The sequence below is a fragment of the Polynucleobacter kasalickyi genome (genome assembly GCF_900176405.1).
Lineage (GTDB): Bacteria > Pseudomonadota > Gammaproteobacteria > Burkholderiales > Burkholderiaceae > Polynucleobacter > Polynucleobacter kasalickyi.
In genome coordinates, this window is sequence record NZ_FWXJ01000006.1 from 65,684 (window position 1) to 81,586 (window position 15,903).

13 protein-coding genes are annotated in these 15,903 nt (G+C 40.9%); 7 read left to right on the top strand and 6 right to left on the bottom strand.

The annotated features are described in order from the left end of the window. Positions 1–20 precede the first annotated feature (20 nt). Positions 21–2,273 (top strand): arginine/lysine/ornithine decarboxylase, encoded by a 2,253-nt coding sequence (locus B8983_RS06890; RefSeq protein WP_084283407.1) that lies wholly within the window; start codon positions 21–23, stop codon positions 2,271–2,273. Between the two features lie 78 nt (positions 2,274–2,351). Here the strand turns inward: B8983_RS06890 and argH are convergent, their stop codons facing one another. After that, positions 2,352–3,773 carry an argininosuccinate lyase gene (argH, locus tag B8983_RS06895; protein WP_084283408.1) on the bottom strand — a complete coding sequence of 474 codons (1,422 nt, stop codon included), beginning with the start codon at positions 3,771–3,773 and terminating at the stop codon, positions 2,352–2,354. On the opposite strand from argH, the gene hemC reads away from it, so the two are divergent. From hemC to B8983_RS06915, 4 genes are read left to right on the top strand one after another with little or no spacing between them, the layout of a single operon-like run. Then, positions 3,772–4,725: a hydroxymethylbilane synthase gene (gene hemC / locus B8983_RS06900; protein WP_084283409.1), complete on the top strand. Its 954-nt coding sequence runs from the start codon at positions 3,772–3,774 to the stop codon at positions 4,723–4,725. The genes argH and hemC overlap by 2 nt on opposite strands. A gap of 9 nt (positions 4,726–4,734) precedes the next feature. Further along, positions 4,735–5,571, top strand: a complete 837-nt coding sequence (locus B8983_RS06905) for a uroporphyrinogen-III synthase (protein ID WP_159460840.1) — start codon at positions 4,735–4,737, stop codon at positions 5,569–5,571. Between the two features lie 45 nt (positions 5,572–5,616). Next, entirely contained in the window at positions 5,617–6,405 is a 789-nt protein-coding gene (locus B8983_RS06910) for a hypothetical protein (protein ID WP_084283411.1), read from the top strand. A 1-nt stretch (position 6,406) separates the two neighbouring features. Further along, positions 6,407–7,615: a heme biosynthesis HemY N-terminal domain-containing protein gene (locus B8983_RS06915; RefSeq protein WP_084283412.1), complete on the top strand. Its 1,209-nt coding sequence runs from the start codon at positions 6,407–6,409 to the stop codon at positions 7,613–7,615. A gap of 14 nt (positions 7,616–7,629) precedes the next feature. Here the strand turns inward: B8983_RS06915 and B8983_RS06920 are convergent, their stop codons facing one another. Together B8983_RS06920 and B8983_RS06925 are read right to left on the bottom strand one after the other, a co-directional pair. Next, complete coding sequence (locus B8983_RS06920) at positions 7,630–9,243, bottom strand: DEAD/DEAH box helicase (RefSeq protein ID WP_084283413.1); 1,614 nt, start codon at positions 9,241–9,243, stop codon at positions 7,630–7,632. Between the two features lie 309 nt (positions 9,244–9,552). Beyond that, positions 9,553–10,947, bottom strand: coding sequence for an aldehyde dehydrogenase family protein (locus B8983_RS06925; protein ID WP_084283414.1), 1,395 nt, complete (start codon positions 10,945–10,947; stop codon positions 9,553–9,555). A gap of 37 nt (positions 10,948–10,984) precedes the next feature. Between B8983_RS06925 and msrA the strand changes: the two genes are divergently transcribed. Further along, on the top strand, positions 10,985–11,530 hold the full coding sequence (msrA, locus tag B8983_RS06930) for a peptide-methionine (S)-S-oxide reductase MsrA (protein WP_084283519.1): 546 nt from the start codon (positions 10,985–10,987) through the stop codon (positions 11,528–11,530). Between the two features lie 55 nt (positions 11,531–11,585). On the opposite strand, the gene pdxH is transcribed toward msrA, so the two are convergent. Then, a complete protein-coding gene (gene pdxH, locus B8983_RS06935; protein ID WP_084283520.1) occupies positions 11,586–12,221 on the bottom strand; it encodes a pyridoxamine 5'-phosphate oxidase in 636 nt (211 codons plus the stop codon). Between the two features lie 49 nt (positions 12,222–12,270). Between pdxH and B8983_RS06940 the strand changes: the two genes are divergently transcribed. Continuing rightward, positions 12,271–13,023: a tRNA threonylcarbamoyladenosine dehydratase gene (locus B8983_RS06940; protein WP_084283415.1), complete on the top strand. Its 753-nt coding sequence runs from the start codon at positions 12,271–12,273 to the stop codon at positions 13,021–13,023. On the opposite strand, the gene B8983_RS06945 is transcribed toward B8983_RS06940, so the two are convergent. Further along, positions 13,020–13,484, bottom strand: coding sequence for a cyanophycin metabolism-associated DUF1854 family protein (locus B8983_RS06945; protein ID WP_084283416.1), 465 nt, complete (start codon positions 13,482–13,484; stop codon positions 13,020–13,022). The genes B8983_RS06940 and B8983_RS06945 overlap by 4 nt on opposite strands. A 2-nt stretch (positions 13,485–13,486) precedes the next feature. Further along, positions 13,487–15,787, bottom strand: a complete 2,301-nt coding sequence (locus tag B8983_RS06950) for a cyanophycin metabolism-associated ABC transporter (RefSeq protein WP_084283417.1) — start codon at positions 15,785–15,787, stop codon at positions 13,487–13,489. Between the last annotated feature and the right edge of the window lie 116 nt (positions 15,788–15,903).

Below are 15,903 nucleotides of genomic sequence, written 5' to 3' on the forward strand. Positions count from 1 at the left end.
AAGAAAGTAAGGATTTAACTATGAAATTGAAATTCCCGGTAGTGATCATTGATGAAGATTTTCGCTCTGAAAATATCTCTGGATCAGGTATCAGAGATTTGGCTGAAGCCATCGAAAACGAGGGCATGGAAGCTCTCGGTATGACTAGTTATGGCGATTTAACCTCTTTTGCGCAACAAGCTGCGCGTGCTTCTTGTTTTATCTTATCAATTGATGATGAAGAGTTTTCTGAGCCGGATTTTGATGGATTTGTAGATGTAATTGAAAATCTACGAAATTTTGTAAAAGCAGTGCGTAAGCGTAACGAAGATATTCCGATTTTCTTGTACGGAGAAACAAAAACATCCAGAAATATTCCCAATGATATTTTGCGCGAATTGCACGGCTTTATTCACATGAATGAAGATACGCCAGAATTCGTTGCGCGTCATATTATTCGTGAAGCTAAAGTCTATTTAGACTCATTAGCGCCACCATTTTTTAAATCTTTGATTCATTACGCCTCCGAAGGCTCTTATTCTTGGCATTGTCCGGGACACTCCGGAGGGGTAGCCTTCCTAAAGAGTCCAGTTGGACAAATTTTCCATCAATTTTTTGGTGAAAATATGCTCAGAGCTGACGTTTGTAACGCAGTTGAAGAATTGGGCCAATTGCTCGACCATACTGGGCCCGTGGCGGCAAGTGAGCGGAACGCTGCGCGGATTTTTGGTGTGGATCATCTTTATTTTGTGACCAATGGTACGTCAACCTCAAATAAGATTGTTTGGCATTCTACGGTGGCGCCTGGTGACATTGTGATTGTGGATCGTAACTGCCATAAATCTGTCTTACATTCCATCATGATGATGGGTGCAATACCAGTATTTTTGATGCCAACTCGAAATAATTTTGGCATTATCGGCCCCATTCCAAAAGAGGAATTTGAGTGGAGCAACATTCAAAAGAAAATTGATAGCAATCCTTTTATTAAAGATAAGAAGGCCTTACCTAGAGTGTTAACCATCACTCAAAGTACGTATGACGGTGTTGTTTATAACGTTGAAATGATTAAATCGATGTTAGATGGTAGGGTAGATTCACTCCACTTTGATGAGGCTTGGTTACCACATGCCACCTTCTCTGATTTTTATAAAAATATGCACGCGGTAGGGCGCGATCGCGCAAGACCAAAGAAGAGTTTGGTTTTTGCAACACAGTCAACCCATAAGTTATTGGCTGGCCTGTCACAAGCTTCTCAAATTTTGGTGCAAGAGTCTGATGAAAGAAAACTAGACCCGACTTGTTTTAATGAGTCTTACTTAATGCATACCTCGACAAGCCCTCAGTACGCCATCATTGCTTCATGTGATGTTGCCGCAGCCATGATGGAACCTCCAGGAGGTACTGCTCTGGTTGAAGAGTCGATTGCTGAAGCATTGGACTTTAGACGAGCCATGAAAAAGGTTGATGACGAGTATGGCGAAGATTGGTGGTTTAAAGTTTGGGGACCGAATACGATTGTCGAGGATGGGATTGGTACCCAAGATGATTGGATCCTCCATGCCGATGATAGCTGGCATAACTTTGGTAAGTTGGCGGATGGCTTCAATATGCTTGATCCGATTAAAGCTACGATCGTAACCCCCGGTATTGATATTGATGGTAACTTTGGTGTGGAAGGGATTCCTGCCAGTATTGTGACGAAATACTTAGCTGAACATGGGATTATCGTTGAAAAAACCGGTTTATATTCCTTCTTTATTATGTTCACGATTGGTATTACGAAAGGTCGTTGGAATACCTTAGTTACTGAGTTACAGCAGTTCAAAGATCACTACGATAAAAATATGCCACTTTGGAGATGTTTGCCAGAGTTTTCAGCAAAGTATCCGAAGTATGAAAGAGTTGGTTTGAAGGATATTGCCAATACGATTCACGCTTTTTATAGAGAGCATGATGTGGCAAAAATGACTACCGAGATGTATTTATCTGACATGATTCCTGCTATGCCACCGAGTGAAGCATTTGCAAAAATGGCGCATCGTGATATCGAACGAGTGTCTATTGATCATTTGGAAAATAGGGTAACTGCCATGTTGGTAACGCCCTATCCACCAGGTATTCCTCTGTTAATCCCCGGCGAGCGTTTTAATAAGCGAATTGTCGATTATTTGAAATTTGCACGCGACTTTAATGAGAAATTTCCGGGCTTTGAAACGGATATCCATGGCTTAGTAAAAGATGAAATTGATGGTAAAAAAGCTTATTTCGTAGATTGCGTAAGAGATCTTTGAAAGAACTATAACTAAAACAAGCTTAAAAAAAATGCCTAACTACAAAATAGTTAGGCATTTTTTCTATGAGTACCTTAATTACGGATTTAACTCAATCTTTGCTTTAGAAATTGCTTTTAGTACCTGCTCGGGGGCAGTTCCACCGGTATGGTTACGTGAATTTACTGAACCTTCAAGCGTTAGAACCGCATAAATGTCCTCGCCAATCATTTCTGGGCGTGCTAATTCACAGGCTTCCCTAAGGGCATCTAAGGAGAGTTGAGATAAATCTAGCCCAAGGTTAGCGCTAACTTTCACAGCGTTCGCTACGGCCTCGTGAGCATCTCTAAAGGCCATTCCTTTGCGGACCAAATAATCGGCAAGATCAGTAGCAGTCGCAAACCCCTTACCAACTGCTGATCGGAGATTCTCCGGTTTGAATTGAATATGCGGTACCATGTCAGCGAAAATTTTCAAGGTATCTAAAAGGGTATCCGCCGAGTCAAACAACGGCTCTTTATCTTCTTGGTTATCTTTGTTGTAAGCGAGGGGCTGTCCCTTCATGAGGGTTAGCAGACTCACTAAATTACCATTGACTCGGCCAGTTTTTCCTCTGGCTAACTCAGGAACATCTGGATTTTTTTTCTGGGGCATGATGGAGCTACCTGTGCAGAAACGGTCTGGTAAATCAATAAATCCAAATTGTGGGCTCATCCACAAAATTAACTCTTCAGAAAAGCGTGAAATATGCGTCATGATGATGGATGCAACCGCGCAAAACTCTATGGCAAAGTCCCGATCCGATACGCCGTCAAGAGAATTTTGACAAACGCTATCAAACTGTAACAACTCAGCTACTCGTTCACGGTTAATTGGGTAGCTTGTCCCAGCTAGAGCTGCAGAACCTAAGGGTAGAACATTTAAACGCTTACGACAGTCCTCTAGGCGGCTAGCATCCCTAGTAAACATAGCAACATAGGCCATGAGGTGGTGACCAACAGTAATTGGTTGGGCTACTTGTAAGTGCGTAAAACCAGGCATGATCGTACTAGCATGCTGTTCTGCTAACTGACAAAAGCCTAATCTTAATTGGCGAAGTTCCTCAAGTATTTGATCAATGGCTTGTCTTGTCCATAAGCGGATATCGGTCGCAACTTGATCATTTCTTGATCTTGCAGTATGTAATTTCTTACCTGCATCACCTATTAAATGCGTCAGTCTAGCCTCAATATTTAAGTGAACATCTTCAAGAGCTAATTGCCAAGTAAAATGGTCTGATAGAATTTCAGAATGGATTTGTAATAAACCCGATTGAATTTGTTCAAAGTCCTGTTTGGTAATGATTTCTTGTTCAGAAAGCATTTGAGCATGAGCAAGAGAGCCTTGTATGTCTACTTCAGCCATACGGTAATCAAAGCCAACAGAGGCCGTATAACGTTGAACTAATTCAGATACGGGTTCGGAGAAGCGGGCGGACCACGCTTGTGATTTATTATCGAGAGAATGTTTGGATGATGACATGAACAATATTTTACCCCCAGAACGATTAGTGATAGCTTCTCGTGAAAGTCGACTTGCTATGTGGCAAGCGAAGCATATTCAAAAATTGTTACAAGATATTTACCCTAAGTGCGAAATCTCTATTTTAGGCATGACTACGCGCGGTGACCAAATTTTAGATAAAAGTTTATCGAAAATTGGTGGTAAAGGCTTATTTATTAAAGAATTAGAGGCTGCATTATTGGATGGGCGTGCTGATTTAGCAATTCACTCTTTGAAAGATGTGCCGATGGAAATGCCAGAGGGCTTTGCTTTATCAACCATCCTAGAGCGTGAAGATCCACGAGATGCCTTTATATCGAATCGTTATGCCTCCCTAAAGGATATGCCAGAGGGAGCGATTGTAGGTACCTCTAGCTTACGGCGTGAGGCTCAAATCCGAAGAAAATACCCCCATTTGAAAATTGTGCCATTGAGGGGTAATTTAGATACACGGCTGGGCAAGTTGGATAACGGTGAGTTCGATGCCATGATTCTTGCCTGTGCAGGACTTATACGCTTGAATTTAGAAAGTCGTATTCGTGAACGGATTGATCCAGTTGATTCTTTACCTGCCGCCAGCCAAGGCGCCTTGGGGATTGAGATTTTGGCCAGTAACCAAACCATGGATGCCTATCTTGCGCCATTAAAAGATCTGTTAACCACCCTGCAAGTGAGTGCGGAAAGACAAGTATCTAGAAGACTTGGCGGTTCTTGCGAGATTCCAATTGCAGCTTATGCGAAGTGGGGCGATGATGGTGTGAAGCTTGATCTCAAAGCACTCGTGGCAAGTATTGATGGTCAAGAAATTGTTGAGTCGAGTCAAACGATGTCGGTTGCGACCATGGAGGCGGCAATTCAGTTAGGTGATCAAGTTGCCGATGACTTAATCAACAAAGGAGCAATGGAGTTGATTGCAGCGCTCGGGAAATAAGGAATTTCATTGAATTCATCGAAGATCATTGTTACTCGACCGCGTGATCAATTACATCAGGCCATCACGTCAATTCAACAGAATTTGGCAGAGAATGATTTAGAGATTGAAGTTTTAGGTTTGCCTTTGTTAGAAATTGTGCCAGAGACTGACCAAGCTTTGGCACAAGCGTTGCATGAAGGATTATTAGTAGCCGAGTGGCTTAGTTTTGTTAGCCCTAATTCTTTTTTGGCCGCAGACCAATTGTTAAAATCTTTTCAGTATGAATGGCCAAGCCATTTAAAGCTCGCTTTAATCGGTGGAGGCACTGAAAAAGTAATTCTTGAGTCACGATTTAAACCCGTGTTGATCGTGACACCAGCCGATGAAACACAGTGGGATTCAGAAGGGCTTTGGCGCCAATTGTCTCATCATGAAAAAAATTGGTCTGGTAAAAAAATCTTGGTCGTGCGCGGTGATACCGGTCGTGAATGGTTAGTCAATCAATGGCAATCTGCAAATGCCCAAGTACAAGCCATTTCAATTTATAAAAGAAAAAACTTAGATCAAAAGGACCCGTATTGGCAAAACTTTTTGATGATGTGGAACAACCGGTCGATGAGCCAGATTGATAATGAGAGTAACAAGTTATTTTGGCTCATCAGTTCCTCTCAAGCTTGCAAATATCTCAGTGAGACCTTGATAGCGATGGGTCTAAAAGAGGTAATATTAAAATGTTCGGTTGCTTTTGCTACGCATGAAAAAATAGCCAAAGTTGCCCATGACATAGGTTTTTCAAAAGTAGTTCATATTTTGCCAGGATCTGAAAATGTCTCACAACCTATTAAAGAGTTAATCAACATCTAAGTATGGCGAGTATCCAACCCAATCCATCAATTTCCTGAAAAAAATATGCCATTAGAAAATAATACTGAAATTGTTAACACTAAATCTGTACCAATGATTAGACCTTTTGTAGTAGTTATTTTAATTGCTACGATTGTGATGATGGGGGTGGGTGTTTTTGTGACAGTTCAATTCAATACTCACTTAACAAAAATCAAAGCCTTAGAGGAACTTACCGTTAAAAACTCTCGACAATTAGCCAATCTCAATGAGTTATTAGGTAGAACATTAGATGCTAACAAGGAGGGCGAGACGACTATTCCCCCCCTCAATTTAAAGCTTTCCCTAGAGTTTTTTAAACACCTTAATGAGTTGTTAGCTGAGGTAGATCACTTAACTTTTAGTAATAGCTCTGATCAAAGTTCACCCGAGAAGCAAACGAATCCGTCCATTTTGCCAGAGTCCTCGAAGCGTACAGCCAATGCAGAAGTAAGGTGGTGGAAAAGTCTATTTAATCAATTTTTAATCCCTTTACAAGGCTATTTCAGTGAGTTGGTTCATGTGCAAGTGATCGACTCACCTGTGAATGAGCTGGCGATGACAAATGCCTCCCAGTCATTAATAAAAAAAGAATTAACACTTCGTCTCTTAACTATTCGCCAATTAGTTTTAAATGGCTTATCCCATGAAGCAAGTATCGAAGTGAAAGAATTGCATGCCATTGCCGCTAAAAATTTCAATATCACGGACGATCAGGTCAAAAAATTTATCACGAAGCTTGACCTGTTGGTGACTGAGCTAGACAAAATGAAAGATGGTTTTCAACCGAATCAATCTCCCCTGAAGGCAAAGTAAAATGCGTTTTATTATCTGGTTAATTGTCTTATCCATCGGGGCGGTCACCACGGCGTGGTTGATGCGATATAACACAGGACATGTAGTTCTTTTTTGGAATATTCATCGAATTGATCTAAGCCTTAATATGGCCCTCATTCTTTTCGTGATGTGTAGCGGAATACTTTTTATTATTTTGCGCCTCATCAATGAATTAATTAACTTACCACTAAAAGCGCAGGCCTACCGACAAAGATCAAAAAGTTTGCGGGCTTCTACTGATTTAGCGATGTCTATCGATCATTTGTTTGCAGGGCGGTTTAGCAAAGCAATTAAATTGGCACATTTCCCAGTCAATTTTCCAGAAACCTCGAATATCGCTTTGCTGATTGTTGCCCAAGCGCAGCATCAATTAAAAAATAATGTTTTGCGAGATGAGGCTTTAGAAAAAATTAAAGAGCCGCAGCATCTTCAAGCAAAGCTTATTTTACAAGCACAATTTTTGGTCGATGATCGACAACCTCATGGGGCTCTACAAATCATCCACCAATTACAGGAAAAAGGAGCTCGTCAGTTTCTTGTCCAAAGTATTGCCATGCGAGCGCATCAAATTTCAAAAAATTGGTTGGAGATGGTTCGCTTAGCGAATAACTTAAAAAAACGTAATTATTTGAGTCCCTTGTTAGCCAATGCAAGAATCCTCGAAGGTTTAAATCAATTACTCATCACTAAACAATTTACCAGTCAAGATTTAATGAAGCAGTGGCAAGAGTTATCGCCACTCGATCGACAAAACCCTGCGTTAATGCGTTTGTTCATTAAGGGGTTCATTCATTTAAAAGATCTGGTGAATGCTAAAAAAATATTTGATCTTGGTTTCGCAATCAAGATTTTTCCTGAGTTGGTTTTGTTAATCCCTAGCTACTCTAAAATACCTGGAGCCATCGCTAATGATTCTATTTTGTTAGTGGAAAAATTTTTAAAACAAGATTTAGCGAACCCTTACCTGCATTTTGCTATGGGTGAATTATGTTACGCACAAAAATTATGGGGTAAGGCGATTGCTAGTTATGATTCGGTACATACATCCCCTCATATCGATCCAGATTTGAAGGCACAGTCCCACTTTCGGTTATTTTCTATCTATGAAGAAATAGAAAATGCACAGCAAAGTGCTGTGCATCAGAACGCTTTAATCCAACTACTCAGTCATAAAATTCATGTTGAGTAGTTAGTTAAACTAGATTAGCGTGGGCGGAAAGCAGAGGGTTTGCTAAAGCTTTTAGCTGGTTTATCTCTGTTAAAGCCACCTTCTCTAGATTTAGGACCTGTATAACGTTGTTCTGCTGTGTTACCCGCAGCAACAGGTTTGTTTCTAGATGGTTCACCAAATGGCTTCGCGCTAGTACGTGGTGCTGAATCCGGTTTTGCGAATGATTTTGTTTCACTCCTTCTACCTTTACCGTACTTGTCACTGCTAGCACCTTCAGATCTACCACCTTCAGATGGTGCAAAAGTTCTTTTCTCACCGGTGTGTCCTGATGATGAAGCACCATCAAAGGATGAACGATTTGGACCACCACGACGGGCATTACCACCACCATTGCCACCACCAAAACCACGCTCTGATGAACGACCACCGCCTGAACGACCACCACCAGATCTTCCAGCAGGACGTCCGGAGCTTGAGTGCTCAGGTTTCTTTTGTGGCTCTAGACCAGGAATAACGGATGCGGGTAAAGGCTGTTGAGTAAATCTTTCAATGGCACGAATTTTGATTCTCTCGCTATGCTGAGCAATTGTAATTGCAACACCACTTCTACCAGCACGACCTGTTCTACCGATACGGTGTGTGTAATCTTCAGGTTTCATTGGTAAACCAAAGTTAATGACGTGACTGATTGTTGGCACGTCGATACCACGAGCAGCAACGTCGGTAGCAACTAATATCTTAGTCACACCTTTACGCAATGAATCTAAGCGACGATTACGAACAGCTTGTGGCATTGCTCCATGAAGTGCACTCGCAGCATATCCATCAACTCGTAAATTTTCAGCGATATCTTCACTTTCAATTTGTGTGCTGGCAAAAATAACAGCTTGATCTAGTGTTGGATCTGCTAACCAGTGACGCAAAATTTTATGTTTGTGCGATACGCTATCTGCCCAGTGCATCGTTTGCGTGATGTTTGAATGGACATCACCAGCATGGGCGAGTTCAATGCGCGTTGGATTGTTTACTAACTCTTCGGCTAACTCCATAATTCTTGGTGCAAAAGTTGCTGAGAACATGAGAGTCTGTTGAAGATTTTCACAACGACGATGAATATTTTCTAAATCTTCAGCAAATCCTAAATCCAACATACGATCTGCTTCATCTACCACTAAGGCTTGGACTTTATCTAAGCGAATTGCACGACTATCATTCAAGTCGAGGAGACGACCTGGAGTTGCTACGACGATCTGAGCGCCTTTAATTTGGGCAATTTGCTTACCATAAGGCATGCCACCCATGATGGTTGCAATACGAATACCACGACAGAACTTAACGAGTTCAATTGCGTCTGCTGCTACTTGTTGTGCAAGTTCGCGAGTAGGACAAAGAACTAAATAAGTTGGTTCTGCACGGCCTGGTACAGGTTTATTGTTTGGATTTGCTTCAATGAGCTTTTGTAATAGGGGTAGTAAAAAGGCGGCAGTTTTACCACTACCTGTTTGACTACTAACCATTAAGTCACCACCAGCCATTGCAGCTGGGAAAACTTGCTCTTGTACGGGGGTTGTGGCAGTAAAGCCTAAAGCATCGACTGCTTCTTGTAATGGTGCTGCTAAATTTAATTCTTTAAAAGTTACGGACATATTTATACACACTCGATTAAGAGTGTCTCCAATGTTGGCGCCTTGCTGCTTGAGCAAGATATAGACGCACTAGGTCAAAAGGCATCGACCATCAACATTAGGAGTAGGCGCTAATACTAAATAAATAGTGATTGCTCAGTGAAATCAATTCGGGATTTCGGGGCGACTACGTCTTCAAGACTAACCTAAATTAATTAGGTACTTTTGTCAGCACTGCTGGGGACGATGAAATATACAACAACCGAATTATCGCACAATATATTAGGGTTTGTCCTAATTATTTGTGCGAAATATCTAAAAGTCCTTTTTTTAAAGCACTTTTAGTAGCTTCTTGATCCGATTACCATAGGGAGGGTGCGCCATTTTGGTTCCTCCTAAAGCTTTAATTCCCATAAAGCCTTTCATGGTCATTACGGATTTTAAATGGCTAAAGGTATCAAAGCCAAACTTACCGTGATAAGAACCCATACCACTATCTCCAACACCGCCAAAAGGAAGGTAGGGATTACTGTAGTGAAGTAGGGTGTCGTTTAAGGTTACGCCGCCAGATTTTGTTTGATTGAGTAGTTGGGAAATACTCTCTGAAGACTTGCCAAAATAGTAAATACACAGAGGGTTAGGGCGCTGTTGAATAAAGTCATAAGCGTCTTGTAGTTTGTCGTATCCTAAAATTGGTAAAATAGGACCGAAAATTTCCTCACTCATGACCGCTGATTGGCTGGTTGGTTGTAACACCAGCATGGGCATGAATGGAAATTGCTTCAGCCACTCTTCATTGGCTAAAGGAATCGTTTTGCAGCCCCTTTGCGCTGCATCCTGCACTAGGTATTGCCAGCGAGTTAATTGGTTCTGATCAATCGGGTGTGTCAAGCCTTCATCATTTGGATATTGTTTTAATAAGCTTTTCTGTAATTCTTTAATACAACTATCGATTAGATGATGAGGGACTAATAAGTAGTCTGGCGCTATACAAGTTTGACCAGCATTAAATAATTTGCCATAAATAATTCTTGAGCAAGCATCAGCTAAGTTGGCTGATGCCTCAATAATCGCTGGTGATTTACCGCCTAATTCAAGGGTTACTGGTGTAAGATTTTCGGCTGCAGCCTTTGCAACTAATTGTCCTGTTTGAGTGCTACCCGTAAATAAAAGGTGGTGGAAGGGAAGTTCCGAAAAATGTTTAGAGATCTCGGGTCCGCCAGTAATAATAGTAAATTCAGAAGGGTGAAAGTATTGCTGAATCAAGACTGCTAAGTAACCCGAGGTTCTAGCTGATCGCTCAGAGGGTTTTAGCCATACTCGATTCCCTGCAGCAAAAGCAGCAATCACGGGGATCAGGGCTAGCGCCAAGGGATAATTCCAAGGACTCATAATGCCTACAATCCCTTTTGGTTGCGGCATGATGTAGGATTGACTGGGGCGTAAATAGCTTGGGGTAATTACTTTACGCTTTGCTGTCCACTTGGCTAAATTTTTTAAATTAAATTTAGCAGCACTACGAATCATGGAAATTTCGGCAAGTTGAGTTTCAATCGTGTTTCGATAATGAAAGTCAGCTTGAATCACTTTGCAGAGATTTTCTTCATTTTCATTTAACATAGTTAACAAACGATTAATTCGGTCCCGACGAACAGTAAGTGTAGGAAAGGGATCTTGCAGGTAAGTTTGACGTGCTAAGTCAAAGTCATATAAAAATGGGTTCATAAATACGTGAGAAGGTGAAATGAGTAATTCAATGGATATGGAAAATAATTTACAAATAGCTACGCTGGGCGGTGGTTGTTTTTGGTGTTTGGAAGCTGTGTACCAAGACCTCAAAGGCGTTCATGAAGTGATTTCGGGATACGCTGGTGGTCATGTGGAATTTCCTGATTATGAATCTGTTTGTGATGGGGTTACGGGACATGCTGAAGTAGTTCAGATACATTTTAATCCCGATGTGGTTTCCTATCGTCAAATATTAGAAGTGTTTTTTGTAATTCACGATCCCACAACTTTAAATCGCCAAGGAAATGATGTTGGTAGTCAATATAGATCAGTGATTTACTGCGAGGACGAAGATCAGATTAATTGTGCGTTAGATGTGATCAAAGAGCTCACTACACAAAATACTTACAAGGATTTAATTGTCACCGAAATCATGCTGGCCCCAACTTTTTATCCGGCTGAGGCTTATCACCAAAACTACTTTAGACAACACCCTCAACAGGGATATTGTGCTTATGTAGTAGCGCCAAAATTACAAAAATTTCAAAAGACTTTCAAGGCTTTATCTGCTTCTAGCTAATGTTAACTACACAGTTATAAGGAATCGATTACCCGGCGCATTTTGATGGAAAAAATCATGGTGCAAGGCGTTGAATGACCCACTCATCGCCTTCTTTCGTATAAACAATTCGATCATGTAATCTTGATGGTCGACCTTGCCAAAATTCTATTTTGTGTGGCACAACGGTATAACCACCCCAATGGTCTGGACGTGTTGGGTTCTCGCCAAATTTATCGAGATAAAAACGCTCTTGAGCTTCTAAATACTCGCGGTCTGGAACAATTTCACTTTGAGGAGATGCCCAAGCACCGATTCTCGATGCGAGAGGTCTTGAGTAATAATAGGCATCACTGATTTCAGGAGATGCTTTTTGGACAATGCCATCAACTCGGACTTGCCTTTCTAGCTCATGCCAAAAAAATAGAAGTGCAACCTGAGGATTGTTTTTCATTTCAGAAGCTTTTTGACTCAGATAGTTTGTATAAAAAACAAATTGATTATTTTCTAAACCTTTCAGAAGCACAGTTCTTAAGCTAGGAGCTCCTTCTGGATTGACTGTAGCTAAACTCATCGCGTGCGGTTCAGGACATTGCGCCTTACTTGCTTGGTCAAACCAAAGAGAAAATTGCTCAAAAGGGTTAGCGAGTGCATCTTTTTCAGATAAACTTCCTTTGGAATATGTTTTTCTTAAATCTGCTAAATTGTTGATCACTTTAATTTACCCCAATAGAAAATAATTACTACTTTATCGAACCTGCATGAATGATACAACTCAAATAAATGCTGAGCGAAGGTTAGGCGGCGTATCCCGCCTCTACGGCGAGGAAGGTTACGGCCTTCTCCAGGCTGCTCATGTGGTTGTAATTGGCCTAGGTGGGGTTGGGTCATGGGCGGCAGAGGCGCTTGCTAGAAGCGCTGTTGGTGAGCTTACACTGATTGATTTCGATCATATCTCTTTGAGTAATACCAATCGACAATTACATGCATTAGAGGGGGAGTTTGGCAAATCAAAAGTTGAAGCGATGCGCGAGCGACTGCAATTAATCAATCCCGAACTTGTGATTCATCTGATTGATGATTTTCTGAAGCCAGAAAATATTTCAACGTACATTCCACTTGGCAGTTATGTATTAGATGCTACCGACGATTTAAAGACAAAGGTAAGTTTGGCAATTTGGTGTAAATACCATCAAGTCGCTTTCGTTATGGCCGGTGCCGCAGGTGGGAAAACTGATCCAACAGCGATTCAAATCGCTGACTTGGCACAGTCTACCCAAGATCCACTACTATCTAAAATCCGTGCTTTATTACGACAAAAGCATGGCTTTGAAAAAAACCTAAAGAAAAAAATGAAAGTCCCAGTCGTTTATTCTAGTGAGCCTAGAAAGGGGGTTGCAACTGGGGGATTAGCTTGTAACGGTTATGGCTCAGGAGTAACCGTGACCGCGAGTTTTGGGATGGTCTGTGCTTCTTTTATTATTTCTAAAATAATTAGTGCGAAAAAATCTTAAAGAAAACGATCTAATATTTTTTTACTCTGTTTATCGATGGTTTTTCTATTTTTCATCAAATATTGAATACCATCTGCATCGGTAATTAATAAGGCCACATCTGAGATTCTACGGATGTCTTGCTCACTTTTTAACTTGAGTCGAGTAGGTCCTCGATCTGTTTGAATATCCCATAAGCTAGGTAGTGAAAAAGTATTTATTCCAGTAATTTGTTGTATTACTGGAATAAACTCAATTTGTGAGAGCGTGTCTCTTACCAGACTTTGTTCATACGGCGTTAATTCGCTAATACTTTCAAACCAAACTAACTCATGTCCATCGCTATCGACGATTGAAAAACCATTTTCAGGGTCGGAGATAGGAAAAGCTCTAGTGATTCGAATATTGTCAAAAATATTACCATGAGCATCCTCTGCTTTAATGGTGCCATTGTTATTTTTACTAATCGTATACCCTTGCATAATTAAATGGACTCCGCAATTTCCGCCGCATGTCTTGCCTGGGCCTGATAGAGTTGATAGTAGGTACCTTGAGCAAGCATGAGTTCATCATGATTACCAATTTCGACAATTTCACCCTTGTCCAAAACGATGAGTCGATCGGCTTTTCTTAAAGTAGATAGGCGATGAGCAATGGCTAAGGTAGTTCTACCTTGAACTAAATTATCCAGTGCTTTTTGAATTTCTTTTTCAGTGGTTGTATCGACAGAGGAGGTAGCTTCATCAAGAATTAAAATGCGCGGATTAATTAACAAAGCCCGCGCAATAGAAATTCTCTGCCGTTCGCCACCTGATAAAGATTGACCACGTTCACCGACTAAAGAATCGTAACCCAAAGGTAGTCTCAAGATAAACTCATGAGCATTTGCCGCCTTTGCGGCTTGGATAATTTCTGATCTAGTTGCCCCTGGTTTTCCATAGGCAATATTTTCTGCAATGGTGCCAAAAAATAAAAACGGTTCTTGTAAAACCATCCCAAATTGTTTCCTGAGTTCGTCAATAGCAATTGAGCGAACATCAATACCATCAATCTTAATCGTTCCTTCGCTAACATCATAAAAGCGACAAATTAAGTTTACTAGGGTACTTTTGCCAGAGCCACTATGACCAACTAAACCAATCATTTCCCCTGGTTGTATATCTAAATTAATGTTTTTTGTAACTGCACGGTTACCATATCGAAAGCCAACATTACGCAGTTCAATCTTGCCTTCTACAGGCTGTGCCATTGAAATAGCCTGAGTAGGTTCTGGAACGCTAGACTTGTGATCTAAAATATCGAAGACACGTTTTGCACCTGCTGCTGCTTTTTGCGTATGGGAAACAATTCGGCTCATGGAGTCCATACGACTATAAAACCGCGCAATATAGGCCAAAAAAGCGGTTAAAACACCGACTGTTATTTTTTCATTGGCAACTTGGTAAATACCAAAGGCCCATACCACCAGCAGTCCAACTTCAGTAAGTAGCGTAACCGTAGGCGCAAAAGATGCCCAAATACGATTCACCTGATCGTTTACTTCCAAATTGCGTAAATTTGCTTTAATGAAGCGTTGATTTTCTCGATCTTCTTGAGCAAAAGCTTTTACTACTCGAATCCCTGGAATCGTGTCTGATAAAACATTATTGACCTCTGACCAGTTGCGATCAACTTTCTCAAATCCGAAACGAAGTTTATCTCTAACATAGTGAATCATCCAAGCAATAAAGGGCAGTGGCATTAGAGTGACTAAAGCTAATAACGGATCTATGCTGATCAAAATACAAGCAGTCATGATGAGCATTAACAAATCGGTGGCAAAGTCTAGTAAATGGAGCGATAAAAAGATACAAATTCGATCAGTTTCAGCCCCAATCCGTGACATTAGGTCACCCGTTCTTTTCGAACCAAAATACTCTAACGATAAATGGATCATGTGGTTGAATGTCTTGGTTCGCAGTTCCATACCAATCCGTTCACTGACTAAAGCTAGAATGTACGTTTTCCACCAGCCAAGTCCCCAAGCTACCAAAGCAGCAAGTAATAACCCTCCTAGATAGACCCCCGCCAATTGAAAATCCATCACATGGGTAGTTTGAAAAGGAATTAACACCTTGTCCATTAAAGGCATTGAGATATAAGGTGGGATGAGGGTTGCACCCGTAGACAATAAGGTTAGTATGAACCCAAGAATGAGTTGGGATTGGTAAGGTTTTGCGAAGCGCCACAACTTAAAAAGAGTCCAAGTTGAAGGTGGAATTTCATGTTCAGGATCGCAAATCAAACACTCTTCTTGGTTAGGTAAAAGTGGACTTTGGCAATTTGGGCAACAAACTTCTTGTACTAGACCGATTGAAGTGGGTTCGGATAGTACGAGATTAGACCTATTTTTAAATTGATCTTTAAATTGATCTTTAAATTGGTTTACTGCTAAATTAAGGGCTAAAGTGTGATGCCATACTTGAATTTGTTGTTCTGACTCTAATAACTTCAGGTGGCCAATACCAGCATGGTCATATTGTTGCAAGTAGGCTTGTGGACCAAATTCCCACTCGCCAAGAATCTTCCCCAGAGTCGATATTTGCGAAATCTTAAATCGATCTCTTTGCGCATTCGTCGACAAAGAAATGAGTGATTTCTCAAAGAACAATTGGTCGTTTAAATCCACCTCCAACCAATAGTTGAAGGTCCAAAAAGAGTCAGAGAAATGTTCTGCAGGAACAATATTTTTCCACTTTAATGGCAATGGAACGGCTGAGGAATAGTGATTTAGATTGGCATCCATGCGAAAAGTATAGTGGACAGACTTGAAATTTGTAATATATCTTCAAAAATCACTTTTGGTATACAAATAGCTTTAACTAATTTGGTCGCTATGATTGTCAACTTTTAGGTACCTAC

What these genes read in the sequence shown, in the direction of transcription:
- B8983_RS06910 (WP_084283411.1), top strand. Translation starts at nt 5,617, where the DNA reads ATGCCATTAGAAAATAATACTGAAATTGTTAACACTAAATCTGTACCA.
- B8983_RS06890 (WP_084283407.1), top strand. Translation starts at nt 21, where the DNA reads ATGAAATTGAAATTCCCGGTAGTGATCATTGATGAAGATTTTCGCTCT.
- hemC (WP_084283409.1), top strand. Translation starts at nt 3,772, where the DNA reads ATGAACAATATTTTACCCCCAGAACGATTAGTGATAGCTTCTCGTGAA.
- B8983_RS06915 (WP_084283412.1), top strand. Translation starts at nt 6,407, where the DNA reads ATGCGTTTTATTATCTGGTTAATTGTCTTATCCATCGGGGCGGTCACC.
- B8983_RS06925 (WP_084283414.1), bottom strand. Translation starts at nt 10,947, where the DNA reads ATGAACCCATTTTTATATGACTTTGACTTAGCACGTCAAACTTACCTG.
- B8983_RS06920 (WP_084283413.1), bottom strand. Translation starts at nt 9,243, where the DNA reads ATGTCCGTAACTTTTAAAGAATTAAATTTAGCAGCACCATTACAAGAA.
- B8983_RS06940 (WP_084283415.1), top strand. Translation starts at nt 12,271, where the DNA reads ATGAATGATACAACTCAAATAAATGCTGAGCGAAGGTTAGGCGGCGTA.
- argH (WP_084283408.1), bottom strand. Translation starts at nt 3,773, where the DNA reads ATGTCATCATCCAAACATTCTCTCGATAATAAATCACAAGCGTGGTCC.
- B8983_RS06950 (WP_084283417.1), bottom strand. Translation starts at nt 15,787, where the DNA reads ATGGATGCCAATCTAAATCACTATTCCTCAGCCGTTCCATTGCCATTA.
- B8983_RS06945 (WP_084283416.1), bottom strand. Translation starts at nt 13,484, where the DNA reads ATGCAAGGGTATACGATTAGTAAAAATAACAATGGCACCATTAAAGCA.
- msrA (WP_084283519.1), top strand. Translation starts at nt 10,985, where the DNA reads ATGGAAAATAATTTACAAATAGCTACGCTGGGCGGTGGTTGTTTTTGG.